The 16,831-nt window shown below is 37.9% G+C and carries 27 protein-coding genes; 5 read left to right on the top strand and 22 right to left on the bottom strand.

Annotated features, from left to right (window positions below; all coding sequences use genetic code 11):
• Positions 1 to 44: 44 nt before the first annotated feature.
• The 22 genes from M3Z76_RS18560 to M3Z76_RS18665 form a co-directional block, all read right to left on the bottom strand.
• Positions 45 to 176, bottom strand: a complete 132-nt coding sequence (locus tag M3Z76_RS18560) for a hypothetical protein (RefSeq protein ID WP_293929678.1) — start codon at positions 174 to 176, stop codon at positions 45 to 47.
• The gene (locus M3Z76_RS18565) at positions 173 to 796 is read right to left on the bottom strand and encodes a DUF6088 family protein (protein ID WP_293929677.1); all 624 of its coding nucleotides are present in this window, start codon (positions 794 to 796) and stop codon (positions 173 to 175) included. Before M3Z76_RS18565 ends, M3Z76_RS18560 begins: the two co-directional genes overlap by 4 nt.
• Before the next feature lie 322 nt (positions 797 to 1,118).
• A complete protein-coding gene (locus tag M3Z76_RS18570; protein ID WP_293929679.1) occupies positions 1,119 to 1,382 on the bottom strand; it encodes a CPCC family cysteine-rich protein in 264 nt (87 codons plus the stop codon).
• Between the two features lie 459 nt (positions 1,383 to 1,841).
• On the bottom strand, positions 1,842 to 2,321 hold the full coding sequence (locus M3Z76_RS18575) for a hypothetical protein (protein ID WP_293929676.1): 480 nt from the start codon (positions 2,319 to 2,321) through the stop codon (positions 1,842 to 1,844).
• A 12-nt stretch (positions 2,322 to 2,333) separates the two neighbouring features.
• A complete protein-coding gene (locus M3Z76_RS18580) occupies positions 2,334 to 3,527 on the bottom strand; it encodes a hypothetical protein (protein WP_293929675.1) in 1,194 nt (397 codons plus the stop codon).
• A complete protein-coding gene (locus tag M3Z76_RS18585) occupies positions 3,528 to 3,710 on the bottom strand; it encodes a hypothetical protein (RefSeq protein ID WP_293929674.1) in 183 nt (60 codons plus the stop codon).
• 45 nt (positions 3,711 to 3,755) lie between these two features.
• Positions 3,756 to 4,010, bottom strand: a complete 255-nt coding sequence (locus M3Z76_RS18590; RefSeq protein WP_293929673.1) for a hypothetical protein — start codon at positions 4,008 to 4,010, stop codon at positions 3,756 to 3,758.
• Positions 4,001 to 4,468 (bottom strand): hypothetical protein, encoded by a 468-nt coding sequence (locus M3Z76_RS18595; protein ID WP_293929672.1) that lies wholly within the window; start codon positions 4,466 to 4,468, stop codon positions 4,001 to 4,003. Before M3Z76_RS18595 ends, M3Z76_RS18590 begins: the two co-directional genes overlap by 10 nt.
• 2 nt (positions 4,469 to 4,470) lie before the next feature.
• A complete protein-coding gene (locus M3Z76_RS18600; protein ID WP_293929671.1) occupies positions 4,471 to 5,040 on the bottom strand; it encodes a hypothetical protein in 570 nt (189 codons plus the stop codon).
• Positions 5,033 to 5,464 carry a DUF4279 domain-containing protein gene (locus tag M3Z76_RS18605; RefSeq protein WP_293929670.1) on the bottom strand — a complete coding sequence of 144 codons (432 nt, stop codon included), beginning with the start codon at positions 5,462 to 5,464 and terminating at the stop codon, positions 5,033 to 5,035. The genes M3Z76_RS18600 and M3Z76_RS18605 overlap by 8 nt, the downstream gene beginning before the upstream one ends.
• A gap of 1 nt (position 5,465) precedes the next feature.
• Positions 5,466 to 5,798 carry a hypothetical protein gene (locus tag M3Z76_RS18610; RefSeq protein ID WP_293929669.1) on the bottom strand — a complete coding sequence of 111 codons (333 nt, stop codon included), beginning with the start codon at positions 5,796 to 5,798 and terminating at the stop codon, positions 5,466 to 5,468.
• An 11-nt stretch (positions 5,799 to 5,809) separates the two neighbouring features.
• Positions 5,810 to 6,205 (bottom strand): hypothetical protein, encoded by a 396-nt coding sequence (locus M3Z76_RS18615; RefSeq protein ID WP_293929668.1) that lies wholly within the window; start codon positions 6,203 to 6,205, stop codon positions 5,810 to 5,812.
• A gap of 74 nt (positions 6,206 to 6,279) precedes the next feature.
• Positions 6,280 to 6,657 (bottom strand): hypothetical protein, encoded by a 378-nt coding sequence (locus tag M3Z76_RS18620; RefSeq protein WP_293929667.1) that lies wholly within the window; start codon positions 6,655 to 6,657, stop codon positions 6,280 to 6,282.
• 11 nt (positions 6,658 to 6,668) lie between these two features.
• Entirely contained in the window at positions 6,669 to 6,851 is a 183-nt protein-coding gene (locus M3Z76_RS18625) for a hypothetical protein (protein ID WP_293929666.1), read from the bottom strand.
• Between the two features lie 30 nt (positions 6,852 to 6,881).
• On the bottom strand, positions 6,882 to 7,523 hold the full coding sequence (locus M3Z76_RS18630; RefSeq protein WP_293929665.1) for an SMI1/KNR4 family protein: 642 nt from the start codon (positions 7,521 to 7,523) through the stop codon (positions 6,882 to 6,884).
• Positions 7,524 to 7,525: 2 nt separating this feature from the next.
• A complete protein-coding gene (locus tag M3Z76_RS18635; RefSeq protein WP_293929664.1) occupies positions 7,526 to 8,110 on the bottom strand; it encodes a hypothetical protein in 585 nt (194 codons plus the stop codon).
• Between the two features lies 1 nt (position 8,111).
• Positions 8,112 to 8,582, bottom strand: coding sequence for a hypothetical protein (locus tag M3Z76_RS18640; RefSeq protein WP_293929663.1), 471 nt, complete (start codon positions 8,580 to 8,582; stop codon positions 8,112 to 8,114).
• An 8-nt stretch (positions 8,583 to 8,590) separates the two neighbouring features.
• Positions 8,591 to 9,931 (bottom strand): tetratricopeptide repeat protein, encoded by a 1,341-nt coding sequence (locus tag M3Z76_RS18645; protein ID WP_293929662.1) that lies wholly within the window; start codon positions 9,929 to 9,931, stop codon positions 8,591 to 8,593.
• Positions 9,932 to 9,935: 4 nt separating this feature from the next.
• Positions 9,936 to 10,388, bottom strand: a complete 453-nt coding sequence (locus M3Z76_RS18650) for a DUF3916 domain-containing protein (protein ID WP_293929661.1) — start codon at positions 10,386 to 10,388, stop codon at positions 9,936 to 9,938.
• Positions 10,389 to 10,400: 12 nt separating this feature from the next.
• A complete protein-coding gene (locus M3Z76_RS18655) occupies positions 10,401 to 10,820 on the bottom strand; it encodes a DUF6188 family protein (protein WP_293929660.1) in 420 nt (139 codons plus the stop codon).
• 326 nt (positions 10,821 to 11,146) lie between these two features.
• Complete coding sequence (locus M3Z76_RS18660; protein WP_293929659.1) at positions 11,147 to 11,353, bottom strand: hypothetical protein; 207 nt, start codon at positions 11,351 to 11,353, stop codon at positions 11,147 to 11,149.
• Between the two features lie 409 nt (positions 11,354 to 11,762).
• Complete coding sequence (locus M3Z76_RS18665; protein WP_293929658.1) at positions 11,763 to 12,323, bottom strand: helix-turn-helix domain-containing protein; 561 nt, start codon at positions 12,321 to 12,323, stop codon at positions 11,763 to 11,765.
• Positions 12,324 to 12,871: 548 nt separating this feature from the next.
• On the opposite strand from M3Z76_RS18665, the gene M3Z76_RS18670 reads away from it, so the two are divergent.
• The 5 genes from M3Z76_RS18670 to M3Z76_RS18690 all read left to right on the top strand — a co-directional run.
• Entirely contained in the window at positions 12,872 to 13,207 is a 336-nt protein-coding gene (locus M3Z76_RS18670) for a hypothetical protein (protein ID WP_293929657.1), read from the top strand.
• Positions 13,208 to 13,401: 194 nt separating this feature from the next.
• Positions 13,402 to 13,914: a ClbS/DfsB family four-helix bundle protein gene (locus M3Z76_RS18675; RefSeq protein ID WP_293929656.1), complete on the top strand. Its 513-nt coding sequence runs from the start codon at positions 13,402 to 13,404 to the stop codon at positions 13,912 to 13,914.
• Positions 13,915 to 14,309: 395 nt separating this feature from the next.
• Entirely contained in the window at positions 14,310 to 14,747 is a 438-nt protein-coding gene (locus tag M3Z76_RS18680) for a MarR family winged helix-turn-helix transcriptional regulator (protein WP_293929655.1), read from the top strand.
• 52 nt (positions 14,748 to 14,799) lie between these two features.
• Entirely contained in the window at positions 14,800 to 15,996 is a 1,197-nt protein-coding gene (locus M3Z76_RS18685; protein WP_293929654.1) for a serine hydrolase domain-containing protein, read from the top strand.
• A gap of 541 nt (positions 15,997 to 16,537) precedes the next feature.
• On the top strand, positions 16,538 to 16,831 hold a 294-nt coding region (locus M3Z76_RS18690; RefSeq protein WP_363320664.1), incomplete at its 3' end, for an HTH domain-containing protein.

Below are 16,831 nucleotides of genomic sequence, written 5' to 3' on the forward strand. Positions count from 1 at the left end.
CCTGTACAATACAGAAACCATCTCTTAGCAGCCTAAACCCTTTTTTACATTTGTCCTTGACTAAGGGACCATATTAAATCCTTTTCTACAATGGCTTCACTCATTTTTAGCTCATTGGCTGTATATTGAAATAACGCATATCGGTCTTCTGCCGATTGGTTGACTAATTGAATCATAAATATTCTCGCTCATCTTTCATCGTCTTAATTTCATCATAAATCCAGTAACGCATCGACTTCCCTTGCTCCAAAAGATGCTGCATTTCCTGCTCTGATAAGGTATTTAACAGTTTCTTTCGAATTTGATCATTCATATGCTCAGGAGAAATCGTTTGAATCGCTTCGATGACGCTTGCCTCTTTCATTGTCAGCTTTGAAATTTCTTTATTTGCTTTATGTTTAAAATAAATAGCTATGCCGTTATCGAGTGTATATTTCTTCGTTGGACCGTCACTAATAAACGTGTATTTAGCTGGCACCTGTGTGGATAGACCAAGCTCGTTTAGTGCTGTATCTTCCGCTGGTGCAATCGTCCAGCCAAATTTTTCGGCCAGCTTTTCAGCCACTTTTTTCGGAGAGGTACCAATATCTTTCTTTAAAAAAGCATTGTAATTCGGTGTTTGGTATAAGCCACGTAATACACGTTTTAATTTCCCTTCCTCACAAAGCCGAACCAATGCACGTTTTACAGCCTCATAATTGCCCACCTCTAAAAAGTCATGAGCACTTACTAATGCCCCTTTTTCTAATGTTTCTATGATTTCCTCTAGCTTTGCTTGAATTGAAATTCGCTTCATTTTTATCACCTCGTCCCTTTTATTATATATTATTCGGGACCAAATGCAATTTTATACACTTTTTGTCCCGAATAAGTATATTTTTTAGGGACGAACTTAAAGGTGTTAATACATTAGATAATTTATTGTTACAATCACTGTTAGCATTTATTCAGCAGTAGGCGCAAGGACATAAACGATTCTCTTACCTGATTAACTCAAACCGTGAGCCTTTTTTGATGACAGAAAAAAAGCATGTGCTGTTACATAAAATCAAATCCGAGCAAGACCTAGTATTAGAAGAAGGACAACTGTTGACGATTGAAAAAGTACCAGTTGCGTATTAAAGTGCAGGTTGCCAGTTTGGATCTTTTTCAAACTGGCTTCTTTTTTCGACATGCTCTACATAACAAGCCTCACTCACACTGAATAATAGTACATTTTTCTGGGCTTCTCGCAATGAAATCCCGTTTGCCCCACCTTCGTAATCAGGGTCCTCATACTGCACTGGGTCGTCTTCCCAAAAGCACAGCAGGCAAATTTCGTATGTTCCTCTTGGCTGTTCATCTAATGTTTTATAACCGCAGCACGGGCAAGTGTATTTCATCACCGTCATTTTGGCTGTTTCTTGAATTTTCTCGATGACATTTCGTTTACTATATGGCGGTCTTAACGTATCGTATTGCAGACGATCCTGCATTTCGCTTATTTCGTACCAATCCATCAAATACGCTGGATAGCCTAACTGAGCGACGAGCTGATAAATTTCATGAGCAAGGCGCGCTATTACCTCGTCGTCTGTAGTACTTAAAATTTCCGCTGCTAGTAGTTTAATTGTATCAGTAGGCTCAAGCGTTGGTAACGCCAGGCCTAATTCATGTAACGCTTGCCAAAAAATGCTTTCAACCTCAAAAATATTGGCATCCGCCGACATCGACAAGAGCTTTAGAATAGCTGACGACTCCCTGACCGATTCGAGCTGACGATGCGCCCAAGCGATATAATCTGCTGTCGTCACGGTTCCTTTTTGCACGTTGTAGGCTAACTTCTCCATTCATACCACCCCCTAATCCCAATAATTAAACACTAAATCCCCGACTGTTTGTGCAGGAAAATAATCCATATAATATAGCTCGACCTCGTTTAAATCGTTGTCATTTAATAGAATATAGCCGTCGCCTTTTTTCTGCTTACGTAACGGCTCCTGTAATTGCTCAACCGTTAACACTTCGTAAGGACGTGTAAATACTCTAGCTAACAATGGCTCATCTAAAAACTGTAAATTTGTTAAATCCTTTGACGATGAAAAGGCAACATAGTCATACATTACATTATAAAAAATGTATAACTTCTGCCCTTTTACTTGTACGTGCATATGCGGATACGGATTCGTTACATCTGGATCAAACCATTCAATGACGCGTCCACCAACAGCTTTAACTGCTGTATAGCTTGCCTTTTTTAATGTTGCTCTTACCTCATCCCAATCGCGCTCTAATGATAAATCACCTGCTGTAAAGCCAGTTACACCTCGTTTTAAAATCATCTTCAGGTCTCCTTATCGATTATCAATCCAATGAATCTTTCCTGTAAACGCATCAACAAACTGAATATGCGCCCCGGTTGGTGACGTTGGATAATCAATCATATACACAAATGACCGCTGCTTTGAATCAATATAGCTGCTTTCTAAAAATAGCTCGACGTCAATTAATTCAGCTGCAATCACATTGGCCTCCTCCAATGTAATCGTCGGCTTCGGTAATGCAGCAAACTGATTGAATGGTATGATTGAATAGCGAACCGACGCGATTTGATTCGTTTCTGTATCAACTGAAATGGCAATTGCCTCAAAATCAAAGGGTATCCCATCGTATATTGGCACAAATCGATAAGTTTCAAACGTGTGCTCATCCATATGTAATAGCTTACGTAACATTTCGTACTTTTCAAAATGATAAAGTTCATAATATTCACCGACTAAATGCTGCACGACTTGACATGCACGAGTAAACGCATCTACATCCGTTCGCATTTCATCTTCTGTTTCAAACGCCCAACATTTTTCATCAGCGGATTCAAAATGCTCGAGCTCACCGTCTCGTCCACCTTTAATGAAAACGATTAAATCATCAATCGGCTCAACTTGTGGTAATGGCTTAAAGCAAGCGTCCTGCATCGCCTCGTCATCACTCCATAGACGTACTTTACCGTCTGGGTCGACGCCAAATAAATCGTAATTTGGCTTATATGTATATCGCCAGTCCATTTCACGTGCAATGCCGAGCTGCAAAATAGGTTGCTGCTGCAAAATCGTTCGAGCTTCTTCTTTAGAAATCATCACTTCTGGATAGTTAATTTCGATGTCTAACTCATTCAACGCAATACTTGCTACAAAGCCGGTTTTAGTTACAGTGACGAACAAACCAACACCTTGTACGAGTAAATTATATACCGGTTCGATTCGTCTAAATTCAACTAAATAGCCGTCCTCCTCTAAATCGACCTTATGCAATTGTAATTCGTCTTGTGCAAATACTCTTTTCACTGCCTCAGCGATGTCGATTACTTGCTGCTCTGTTATTTGCTCTAATGTTCCTTCCCCATAAAAGCACGCTGAACAAAATTGCCCTTCCTCATGAAACACAGAGGCAAGAAGCAGCCCTTTTGCATCGTAATAATACAGCATATCCTCTTCTTCACGTTCAGAGGCAATCGGTCGCTCGATAAATGGTTGCACATATTGCTTCATTTAATCTCTTCCTTTCGTCATAAAAATGACACCTTGGCCGTCATAATCAGCCGTAACGATTTCAATCGTGTCACTTGCCGTTGTTAAGTTGTAGCCTTTATAAAACAAACTTGGCTCATTTGTTAAAGCGAATACAAAATTTTGCTCTGCTACATAAAACAATTCATGAAACGCTTCTTTCAATAGTTCTTCATCTTCAATGATGAGCTTATACGCGGGAATATACTCTCACACCCAGCCTTTCCTCGTTACATATAAATTCTTTTTAATAGAGCACATTTTTTGAAGTGGCAATGAAAGTTTTAATAAAGCTTCTTCGTCCGAACTATGCGCTTCAATATATAATGTCATCGGAAATGACCAACGATTCCGTACGAATAATTGCATACGCTGCTCAGTTGGCTCGTCATCAACGACATCGTATACGTCTAACTGTGGCAGTTTAGGCCATCTCACATCATGTTGACGAGAAATCAGTTGCATATCGGGTAACCCTTCCCTTTCACTTGTATGTTATAGATGATTTCGTCAGCCTTTCCCGTAACATATACACGATATTTTGTTACATCAATTAAATCACGATACAAAGCCGGCAATTCATTCGTTTCCTGCGCATCTTCATCTTTAAAGGGAAATTCGTCATAAGGATTGGACGTATGCATAAAGACCGCATCATATTCAGCATGTTTTTCGTTAAAATGCGCCCATGCTTGGTAAGGTCTGTTGGATTGCTCAAATTGTTCGATTACTTTATCGAGCAATGCTAAATGTCCCTTCATATGCTCTCTACGTAGTTTCCCACTAGAAATGCCGTGTCCCCAAAAATCTAAATGCGTATGGCTGAACGCATACCAGCTCTCTACACTCGTATCAATACCCGTCTCCTTGATTTGCGCCCACATTCGGCGAAAATATCGTCGTTTCCCTCGAAGTTTTTTCATCGTTATATCTCTCCTTTAAATGCCGATTGTAGCATTGTACGCAATGTTTCCTCCTGCTGAAGCTCTGTTCGATTCGTTACGACAGTAAAGCCGTATGCATCATGTTCGGTTAACAGTATTAATTCATTTTGTTGTAGTGTGATATAAGGGAAACCGGCTTTGTACATTATTGAATCAGCTTGCATAATTGCCCAAAAAACATTATCGAAAGCGTAACGGAACCATTCCCTAAACGCTTCATTTAAATCATTTTCATTACGTATTTCCACTGTAAAAGCTGGCACTTCTGCCTGAAAGCATTTACGTCCGCTTTGCGTTAATATGGTTCTTCCTGAAGGCTTGTAGTCTATCGTTAAATTCGTTTCCACTAAAATCTCATCTACCGCATCGTAATAGCTTTCAAAATATAAATAAAATGGATACTTAAATTGCAGCTTGGCAAATTGGCGCATTCGTATACTTGTTTCCTCTAAATAATCGTGCGCCTCACCGGACACAGCATACGCGACATCAAAATTTTGTACCTCCCACATTAAATGGTCTGGGCTGTCATAACGTAAAATATTAATCATGTGACACCTCACTGTAAGCGTAGGCGTACAAATCAATATCGATTTCTGCACCCATACTACTCGCAAATTGGCTAAATGTCGGTGCAATCGTTAGCGCTGGTTTTTCGCCGTTTTCAATTTCAATGACAACGACGATTCGCACCGATAAATCATACTGCTCCTTTAACGCATTGATGCTATCGACTTTTGAATGAAACCGTTCGTATAATGGCACAAGCACATCGTCCACATCGAGTGACTTTACCGGACCGATTTTATATAGCCAGCACGTATAGAAGCGCTCCAGTGGGCTATTAGGACGCACTTTGTCACCAACACGCCAAGCTTCCGTCGGTTCAATTTGTAAACGAGCTGTTACCTCATTTAATGGAAAATCGTCATTTCCTGCTAGTTTAATATATGTATAAAATGAAGTTTGCTCCATGCTAGTCCTCCCGATGTCTAACTGCATATGTAGATGGTGAAAATACAATATCAAATTGCGATAACTGCTGTTTCACTAGTTCCGTTAATACCACCCCACGCTCATTATGCGCAGCTTCTAGTGCGACACCACCAGCAACTACACCGTCCGTTTCCCAATCAATCCACGTCCCGTAATCTCCAATCCATTCAAATAACGCTTTTAATAAAGCTTCCGATAATGAAAAATCTTCAATATCTAAATTCATGTAGCATTTTGCACACCATAACGGGTCTGCGCTGAAATCTGCCTCTACTTTTAACTTTTTGTATTGCTTACATGTACAAGCTTGCATCGAATCAGCTCCTATTTAATCTGTAATAATGCTTCTATTTCTGGCGCCATTTCCACCATTTGCTCATGCGAACACGTGGCAAGTAAGCACGTATCCACTTGCCAAAACGACCAGTCTTCTGGATGTGGCATGAGCCAGCTAAATAAAGACTGCTGACGCTCAGTCAAAAACTGTGCTGTTTGAAAGTTGTAACGAAACGTATATTGCAAAACAGGTGCTGCATCAGGTCCTAGCTTCGTCAACGGCCATTCCATTACATATTTTTTCTCCATTAACGCATCATGAATCGCCTCGAAATAATCGTCGTCCTCTTCGATCATGACACATTGCACCGTATCACAACGGCTGAGTAAACTTGTTAATAACTGTTCATACGCTTCACCTTTTACGTCATGTACCCAATCCAATTGCACTCAGCTCCTTCTTTTGTAATTCTTCATCCATTCGCTACTCGATGACTTGGCTCCATCATTAATATTTTCTATGCAACGTCCGCCGCTTCTTCATCCGACACAACTTGATCTGGTACACCGTGCAAAAATAACAAATTTTCAAGCAGCAACGTATCGGTAGAATCCGTTAATTCAACAGCCCTTTTCGTATGTTTATAAGCCGTAAAGTACGCGCGCTCAACATGACAAAGTGGTTGTGCCATCAACAAATAGGCTAAGTCATGGTATGTTGCCCATTCGTGTTGCTTCAATAAATAAACAACAAATAAATAGTTCGATTCATCTCCATTATCAAATGCAATTTCTACTAGCAACTCTTCAAATACATGAAAATCTAATTGTTCAATTAAATTCTTTGCTTCCTCAAAATGACCATTACTTAAAAGCTGCTGTAATTGCTCTTTCATATGTATCACCTCTACAAGTATTGCTCATAATAATGCTGAATTTTCTCCGCCTTGAGCTGCATCATGCCGTCATCATATTTCGCTGAGAATTTCTCCAAACGTGCAAGCACACTTTTTCCTTCTGGATACGCGAGCATATTGATATTACGCTTTCGAATCATCGCAATCGTGCAATTCATGAAACAATCAAGCATATGATGCGAACGACCTGGCTTTTTATAAGGCTAATATCCTTCCTCGATAAAAGCCTTTATATATGTATCGAGCTGCCTAAAATACCAAGTGAAATCGTCGTCTGTAAAACCGTAATATTCCATACCAGCCGACATTTTATAGGCTTCGTTATCTTTACAACTTATCATAGCTTGCCCAACTTCATCACGTGGGAAGTATTCTAGCTCACGTCCAAATTCATAGTCGCTACTTTGCAAACTTTCTTCAAATGTCAGTAGCTTCATAAACGCCGCAAAATCTGCCGCAATGACCGTCTTCTCACCACGCTCTAAATCGATATATGTTACAGGTGGATTGTCACCTTGATAGTGACGATAATCGAGTGCTAGCCACGTATGCCCATCGCCGTACAAATAGACAAACTTATTCGACAATCCCCATTCTCGTTTCAGTGAACTTGATAATAAAATCCTTTCACCTGACTTCGTGCCAATGCCGTTTATATAAACGACACATATGACCTCTTCACCAATTTCCAGTCGTTTATTGACAAGCTCGCCGCCATTTTGCTGTTGCATGAGTGCAATATAACTTTCTGGCAGCTTCACCTTTAGCTTTCCTTCTGCAAAAGTAATGCTGTCCTCTGTTACATCCGTTAAACGGTAATTGTCAAAGTAATGTCCTGTAAACATCGCTAATCCTCCCAGTAAAACACCGCATCCCAAATGAAATACGGCTCATTTTTATCACGCCAAATTGTCGGAATTTCGGCTTCAAAAGGAAGAGGTGAATTTAAATCTTCTTTTCTTAAAATCGTAAAATGGTATTTCATAAACAGTCGTTCAAGTTTTTGTGCCAGGCTTTGAAATTCAGGGTCGACTTCGATGTCCTCTGGTTTACTAAAAATAGATTGTGCACCTGATAAATAAGCATCCGTCTCTCGTAAATAAGTGCTCGATTGCGAGCCATTACCGATGACGACGACAGGTGCTAATCGACTAATGAGGACATATAACCCTTTTATGTCGACAGTGCGCTTCCATGGATCTTCTGTTATTTCGACGCCAGACTGCTCATACACGAACCACTGCATATATGACGCGTAGCCGCTTCCGAAATGGTCTGTTTCTACTTCGCACTGCAACTTCTCTCGTTTCAATTCTGCATGTAATGCCTTTACATATTTTTTCAGCACCTCGTCATCCTGCTCTGAGTACGGGTATTGGTTACTAATGACTTTTCCTTGAATCATCGCTTTCAATTCATCGTTTGAAAACATGTTACGCCTCCTCATACTGTGTTTTCATTGCATCAAATACCGCTGCCTCTTCGAAGTCATCACGCACAATCGTTAAACGCTCACAAACGGCATATAAAAAGAACAGCCAATCCCCATCATTTGTCGCAATTGCTTGTCTTCCACCTGCTTCAATAAATGGTAATACAACATTTTTTTCTAGCGTTTGGAAATACAGTACGGCTTCTTCTGCGCCTGGCCAATTGATGTCTTGAAATAGCTCGACCATCGTCGGAAAGGCCGCAATATTTTCAGGGTAGCCAATTTTCTCTACAACTTTTACGGCATTTTGCCAGCAGCGTTTCGCATACGGTGGAAACACGAGTGCTAATTGGTCACGATCGGCATATTCAACAAGCCAATCCATTGCCTCTTGCTGCAAACGCTCTGGCATATGCCAGTTCAACTCATATGCATGTAATTTAATAATATCTGGATCCTTTTCAAAATACATATTTACACTTACCTTTCGTCGATATATTCTGGATGACTATGCTGCATACAGCCGAACAGCTGACAACCGCCATCATAATACAACTCGTATTTGAACGCTGGGACGTAACCATTCAGTAATTGTTCATATAAACCTTCAAGCACCTTCATTTGTTCTGTAATTTCCACAAGTTTTTCTTGCTGATCTGCTACAGTCCAATGCTCATCGAATTGTGCTTGTTGCTCTTCCAAATATTCTTCCTTCAAGTGTTCAATACTTCCATTGATTATTTTTTGAGCAAGTTTACTTTCTCCTAACTGTATCAATGTATAGGTATACCTTTTAACTAGATATGGTGCGATATAATAGCTCGTCCATTCCTTTTCAAATTGAAGGCGTGCTTTTTCATACTCACCTAATTCCATATAAACATCTGCAATTTCTGTTGAGCCGGTATAATAATCAGACTCTTCATCCCATACATCTAATAATTGTTCTGCTAATTCGTACTCTTTTGCATATACGAGAGAGACGACTTCATTTAACTTTGTCAAATCAGAATTTTGGGCATACTCATTAAAAATGCTTGCGGCTTCTTTATATTCACCTAGATGAAAATGTACAATGGCTACATTAAACATCGCTGGACGTTCTTTACGGAACGAAATTGCCTTCAATAGATAATCTTTTGCCTGCTCATACTGCTGTTTACGTAGCTTAATCTCACCAAGCATCATAAAGGGAAATGCAGATTTCGGCTCATACGCTAACACTTGCTGTAACAACTTTTCCGCCTCATCCATATCCTCTTCCTCTCGTAAATACATCCATGCTAAATTGTTTAAGCTTTGAACAGACGGCTGCTTGGTAGCCAGCTCTTTAAAAAGAGCGAACGCAGCCTCATAGTCATTTTGCTCAAACAGCACGATTGCTTTCGTGTTGTCAGAAACATCTTTTGTTATAAATCGATCCAGCTTTTCGACATAATTGATTTCATGTAGCTTTTCATTTAACTGAATCAAATATAATTGCACCGCCACTTCCACTGTTTTGACTGTTAGTAGGTTCGTTAGCTCAAAATACTGCCAAGGTGACGTAATGCGAAATGATTCGCCTTCCATTGTAAACAATAAAATCGGTTCATCGTGGTCTAGTGATTCGTACTTAAAATCACGTAAAGTCCCCTTTCGAACGGCTTCTAGCCATTTACCTAACTGGATGGCTAATTCCACGATATTGATACATTGCGCTTGAAAAAATGGGGTACCGTGCACGTATATTTGCACGTCGCCCTCAATATAGCCATTGTCATACGCCCACTGGCTACTGTTTAAATGCTGACCTTCTAGTTGAAATTGAAACTTCATCATGTCCTCACCTTTCTATGTAACAAACAATTTGTTGTTCTTGCCCGTCTTGGATACGTTCTAAAAACACTTTTTGCAACCATTCACTGTCAGGAATTGCTAGTTCTCGTCGTTCAGTCCAATTTACCTTTCGACTGTCAAAAAACAGTTCTGCACTTTGTTCGCTATTAAAAACAACGATTTCGGAACGAAACATATTGTCAGGGAAATGAAGAACGGCAATTTTTGCTTGTTGATGCGGTTTCAGTTGTCTTAACGTCATCGCACTTGCTAGCAACTCCTGTTTAATTTCATGCTTTCCTTTTTCGCTTAAAAATTCGACAAATACCTGACTAGTTGGGAGCTTTAAACTATGTACACCATAAACAAAGTGCGTTGGAAATACACTCGTCGCCTGTAACAAACGCAACTTGATTATTCGCAACCGCCTTTTCTTTCCTCTTAGCTTCTTTGTCCTCATTTCATTCCTCCACTATTCAAATACTGTTAACTGATCAAACGGTCCTGCCACAATCATTAAAACCGGTTGCTCATCCTCTTTCGCTTCTAGCTGCCAGCCTTCAAATTGTTCATTTTCACCAAAAACCTCTAGCTGCATGCCCGATTCAAACTGCAAGTTAAGCGTATTCGGTGAGTCAAGCTGCGCTGACGAAATTTTCTGAAAGGCTAATCGACAAAGATGTGTCATTTTATCTGGATTTTGAGGTGTAACCGTTGTTCCTTTTCCATTCTCAGTAATCGTAAACAATCCCTCGATTATTAAATACACTTCATCATAGCGACTGTTGTCTGTAGACATCATAAGTTTGGGTCCCCAAAAAAATAAGCCATCAACTGTTTCACCAGCGAGTAGCTTTGAGAGTATTGGTTTGACCTCATACGGATTAGACATTATACCGCTCCTTTTTATTTTAAAATTATTTACATTATAGCATGTAGAGAAGAATGCTCATGGTGAACACTACAAGACAATAATTATAGACAACCGCCAATGTCTTTCTTTATAAAAAAAGGTCACACTTGCAAGCAAACGATGATTTTCACTAGCTTCGTGGTCCTATTTTATCTTACATTATTTTGACATAATCGTTCTTACGAGCAGTATGAGGGCAACGAATACTAAAAATAAGCTCATATAAAGAAAGATGCTTAAATTTAATCCACCAACATACATAAGAGCAAATAATAACAGTTGCACAAATGCAACAATGCATCCAGCTACCCATAATCGTTGATTCTTATTAACTGGAATACAACGATATTTGCTGCAAGCATAATCATCGTTGCTATTAAAAAATCTGTCGAGAATATACCCGTCCCTTCAGGTGTTACAAATAATGAAAAGGCTGCAACGGGATAAGCACATACATTGATTGCCAGTGCCATTAAGATGACAAATCCTTTTTTATTCATTAATTTCTTCATGTAAATAATAACCTCAATTCATTTTAAAAAGATGCACAATTTGCTTTTCTAAAGCAGGCGCCATTTCAATCTTTACATAAGGCTCCGCTGTTGCGCGAAATACACATTACCCCCTTTTCCAAAAGGCCAATGACTCGATCTGTATCATTTGCCAATGGAGCCGGTAAAAATGCTGCTGCTGTAGAAGTAACTCAGCAAAATTTAAAAACGCTCAGACGTTTTTTGCAAGTTAGTGGGTAATCCCCATCTCGATTCGTCTGAACGCTCTTTTTTTAGATCATTGAGTATTGAAGATATAACATCTATATCTATTCATATATCAGATATACCTGATATATCATCATCTTAGCGAGCCGAGATGTTCCTAGAGTTTCGACCTAGTAGCCTTCTTGCCCCTAAACTATTTTAATTAGGTTTCCCTCCAAAATTTCCACCAGAATTTTTTCTTCTCTTCCTCTGCAGCTAATTGTCTTCTTGTTTCCATGGATTCTTTTATGGCCAACATTAACTTCTTATCTCTTTCATCAATACTATTTTCAATATAGTTTTGCTGCTTTTCTAATCGCTCCAACAGTTTCTGGTTGAACTGCATTTGATTATTTTTAAATGTCTCAAACTGTTCTAATAGCTTACTGTAATCAGGGTTTGCTATAGGTGCTGTATCTGTTATATCGTCTATGTCAGATTCTAATATGGCTTTCACTGCTTCGCTCAATGTTAACGATCCCGAATTTTTAAGCGTTACAATTTCCTTTATTATCTCTACATCTCTTGGATAAAAAATACGATGCCCTACTGAATTTTTATTAAATTCATAATGATGCTTTTGCATTAACGCACAATATTTTCTCAGCGTACTTTCCTGGACCCCCAGCATTTTACTTACCGTAACAGTGTCATAAATAAGCTCCCCACCAATTGTTGTATCAGATATATCCGATATAAAATTTATATTCGATGTATCAGACATAACACATCACCCCCTCTAATACATACAATTCGTAAAAACTTACCACATTCCTTTATAAATCGTTCTACAAATTAAGACATATCAGATATAGCTGGTACAACTGACATAACTGATGTAACCGTTATAACAGATATAACCAGCACGTAGCCTAGCGAATAAGTGCGTTTCGCTGAATTAATTACTATCCCGTCATGTTGCTTTTCTACTTCCGTGTAGTCCTATTTCGCTTTTTCCTTGTAATTTAAGCAAAAAATCAACTAACAAGCAGGATTCTCAAAAAAGATGACGAATATAGATAATACAGAATAATGTTAACCGGTTAACCTATTGATATATAAGGATTTTCAAGTTAACCATGACCGATCAACAGACGTTGCAAAAAAAAACAGTTAGACGAACAAAAGAGCACAATCGATAACGGCAATTTGCTCATTAACGAATACAAAGAGAAGAATGATACGTTAAGTGGACTTGTAACGAGGTACCAGGGTTACGCTTAAAAAAACGAAGCATTAAAAACGGCTTTTGCAGCTGAAAAGGCCTCACTTTTGCAACAGTTAAACGAGCAACAAACAGCTTCCTCCGACCAAATCCGTCAATTAGAACAAGCACATCAGCACGCAAATGAGCGTGTTCGTGAATTAGAAAAAACATTAGAAAACGCCCAGTTGAACTATACACGTGAACTTGAAATCATGCAGGAACGTAAGGATCTTGAGCGCGAGAAGGCCCTGGTAGAAGTAGAACGAACGTATCAGGCGAAGTTACAGGCTCAAAATGACAAGTACAACGATAAAGTAGCTGAAATGCATGCGGAAAATGAGCGAATCAGACAAAATTATGAAAGCCGTTTAGAAGCCTTTAATAAAGATAATAAAAAATAGGGGAATGCGTACCCATTGAATACGAGGAATACATTATCCATTTTTTACACTTAATGTTCCCAAACGACGCTTTGGGTGCGTTTAATACTAGGATGAAGGAGATAATATTGACCACGTTGAATATATAAATTGTTTGGTAAAAATAAGATATTTTTTTACATGCATTATAGCTACGAAGAAAATGGAGAATAGATATGACTAATTCTAAAGAGCTTTTTTTAACAACAATTCAAGAAAGTTTTGAACAGTTATTCACAATTATTGAATCTGTTTCAACACGTAAACGAAAACTTACTGTTGATGTAGAGGCACGTGATAAAAACTTTCGTGACGTTCTGATGCACTTATATGAATGGCATGCGATGCTTGAAAGGTGGTATAACGAAGGTATGAATGGTGACACTCCTACAATGCCAGCTCCAGGTTATCAATGGAGAACACTAGACAAATTAAACAATCAAATTTGGGCAAATTATCAAGATGAATCATTAACAAATGCAATCAAAAAAGTGAAACTAAGTCATCAGCGTGTTATCCAATTAATCGAATCTCATACATATGATGAAATAATAACGAAAAAACAGTACAAGTGGACAAAAACAAGTAATCTTTATAGTTATTTTGCGGCGAATACAGTAGACCATTACAAATGGGCAATCAAAAAATGTACAGTCATTGCGAAAAAGATACATGAACTAGATGTATAAGTAAAAAATATACAAACACATACAAAATAACATTCCCAAATGAAAGCTTGGTAACATTTCAAACAGCGACAAACACCGATTTAACAGTGTTTGTCGCTGTTTTTTATAGAAAATAACACTCTGAGACGTTGCGAAAAATAATTTTAAAGAAGCCTGTTCGATCCACTTGTTCTGAATGGCGATAACATATAAATAGAATCTCATGAAATGTTACCAAAGGACGCTTCTTTGGTAACCATCTTCGGAACTGCTATCTATCCTATATTTTACATAGGATGCCCTTGAATTTCGTTTTAAGTACCTTTTTCTATATAAACCAATCATAAAATAGCTGATTGACATTTAATCTCCTTCCTACTAATATATTAGGTATCTAACATATTGGTGGGGATTTTTTGAATTTATATGAACAAGTTAAGCGGATAAATGAAGCGGATTATACGATAAATCGGTTGATCTATAGGCAATATAAGCAACATTTAAATAGTGGTATTACAACACAACAAGCTGTTCTGCTAGATATTGTATACTTAGCAAAACGTATTACAGTTGGCGAAATTGCTAATGAAATGGATATTAGTTCTAGCGCTGTTAGTCAATTAGTAGGCAAACTAGAAAAAAACAAATATATCAAACGAGAAATCAATATACAAAATCGACGTGAGATATTTATTACTTTAGCTGAAAATGGACAGGAGTATTTTTTGAAGCAAAATTATGTAGAGCAGCAAATTGCAGATAAAATTTACAGTAAACTTACAGAAAATGAGTTACATGAATTAGAGAGAATTTTAGAAAAATTGAAGGAGATTTCGATGAAGGAACTAACGTGATTTCATCGACCTCAATATGTTAGATATCTAATTTATTTAGGGGGATTAATAATTGAAGGACCTACTTACAGATCTTGCGTTTAATGGTGCGGTATATTATGAAAAAAAAGGACAAATTAAGCAGTATTATCAAGGTTATCAAGAATTCGAAAAGCAACATCTTATTAACAGAAACACACAGTTTAACTTAGCATCATTGAGTAAAATGTATACAGCAGTAATGATATTCCAGTTAATTGAAAAAGAACAGTTGCATTTAGAGGATAATATTGCAATTTGGTTTAATGTATCGCATTTTGAAAAAGTTACAATAGCGGATTTGCTCACACATACTTCTGGTATTCCGGAATATTTAGCAGAAAATATAACAATTAATTTCGAAACATTTCTAGAACTGTCAGTACCACAATATGAACCAGGTGAATATTGGTCATATAGCAATACGAATTATGTATTACTTGCAAAAATCATTGAAAATGTAAGTGGTTTATCGTATGAAATGTATTTAAAGCGATATATATGCGAACCATTAAATCTGACCAATACAACGACTCAACCAACACCCCAATGGCAAGCTCATGGTCAAACGTATGATTATGAGAAGAAGCAATATCGAAAAATTACTGACGATCCCTATTTACATGAATTTGATAAATATAATGAAACATATGGCGATGGTGGGATTTATGCGACCGTTGGAGAAGTAGCAAAATTTTTAAAAGCCTTCTTGCATGGTCAATACACCAGCAAACAATATGTACAATTCATCTTAACCCCAACGGAAGCTGCTGAGCATTACAGCTATGGTTTTCTGCTTCAAGATCATTGGATTGGGCATACAGGCGGATGGGTTGGTTGCTCAGCTCAAGCCTTTATAAATATAGTTACAGAGGATGTGATTGTATTAGCAACAAATCAAGAAGTATTTCCAAAATATGAACAAAATATCATAGATTATTTAATGGGTAAACACGTTGTTGTTGAGACACAAAAACATCTAAAAATTCTGCCACTCACTAATAGCGATAATATTACAGGACGATATGAATTAGTAGATGGGCTCAGTACAAGTTTTACGATTGAAAAAGATATACAATTTATGATTAAATTCGACCATCAGTTATCCATACCCCTTTTTAAAACGGCCAAATCTTATTATTGGATACGTAATACAATGAGTTATATAGATTTTGCAAATCAATTATTTATAGATGAGGGGATCGAAATACCTTATCAGAAAATCGATTGAAATAGACCAGAAAGTTATACCTATACACTATTGGGGCTGATTTTACTGAACGTGTGGGTTCGTCAGAAAAGATACGGATTTACAACATTAAGAACAGAAAGCTACCAAATCCCGCTTTAGGGATGTTTTTAAAAGGTTAATCAAAAGTAAATGACGAATATTATAAACAGAAACTTTTAAGAGAATGTATAGAAGGACAATATTGAAGAAAATTCTAGCGGTTTTATTAATTCTAACAGCAATCGGTCTTTTCAGCATTTCAGAAACAGATTTTATGGGGACATTTTTAAATTACATTTTAGTTTTGTTGGCTCTTATTCTCGTGTTTACAGTGCTACTCTTAAACAAGAGGAAAAAATGATTTGCATATTTAATACATATTGAGCCGAAATAACGTTCCCAATAAAAGTTTGGGGACAAAACAAAAGCAAACAATCGTTTAATATGGTACCTGTGGAGTGGACACTTGAAAAAGAGTGTGCACTTCACAGGTATTTTTTATATACTTGATTCTCAAGCAACGAAAGGACGGACAACAACGATGAGTAAACAATTATTTTCACCAAAACAGACGGAACAACTACAACAGAATCCACATGTAGTCAAAGTAACCGAACGAACAATTACGTACGCAGATACATTTAAAAGCCAATTTATCGATGAGTATTTGGCTGGTAAAACACCCAGACAGATCTTTAGCGAATATGGCTTTGATATCGAAGTGCTCGGGATGAAGCGTGTTGAACAAGCTTCTTCACGTTGGCGAAAAGCGTATGATCAAAATGGATTAATTGGTCTGACAGATACGCGAAAAACGAGCTCGGGCAGACCGTTA

It is taken from the genome of Metasolibacillus sp. (assembly GCF_025291715.1).
In the GTDB taxonomy this organism is placed as follows: domain Bacteria; phylum Bacillota; class Bacilli; order Bacillales_A; family Planococcaceae; genus Metasolibacillus; species Metasolibacillus louembei.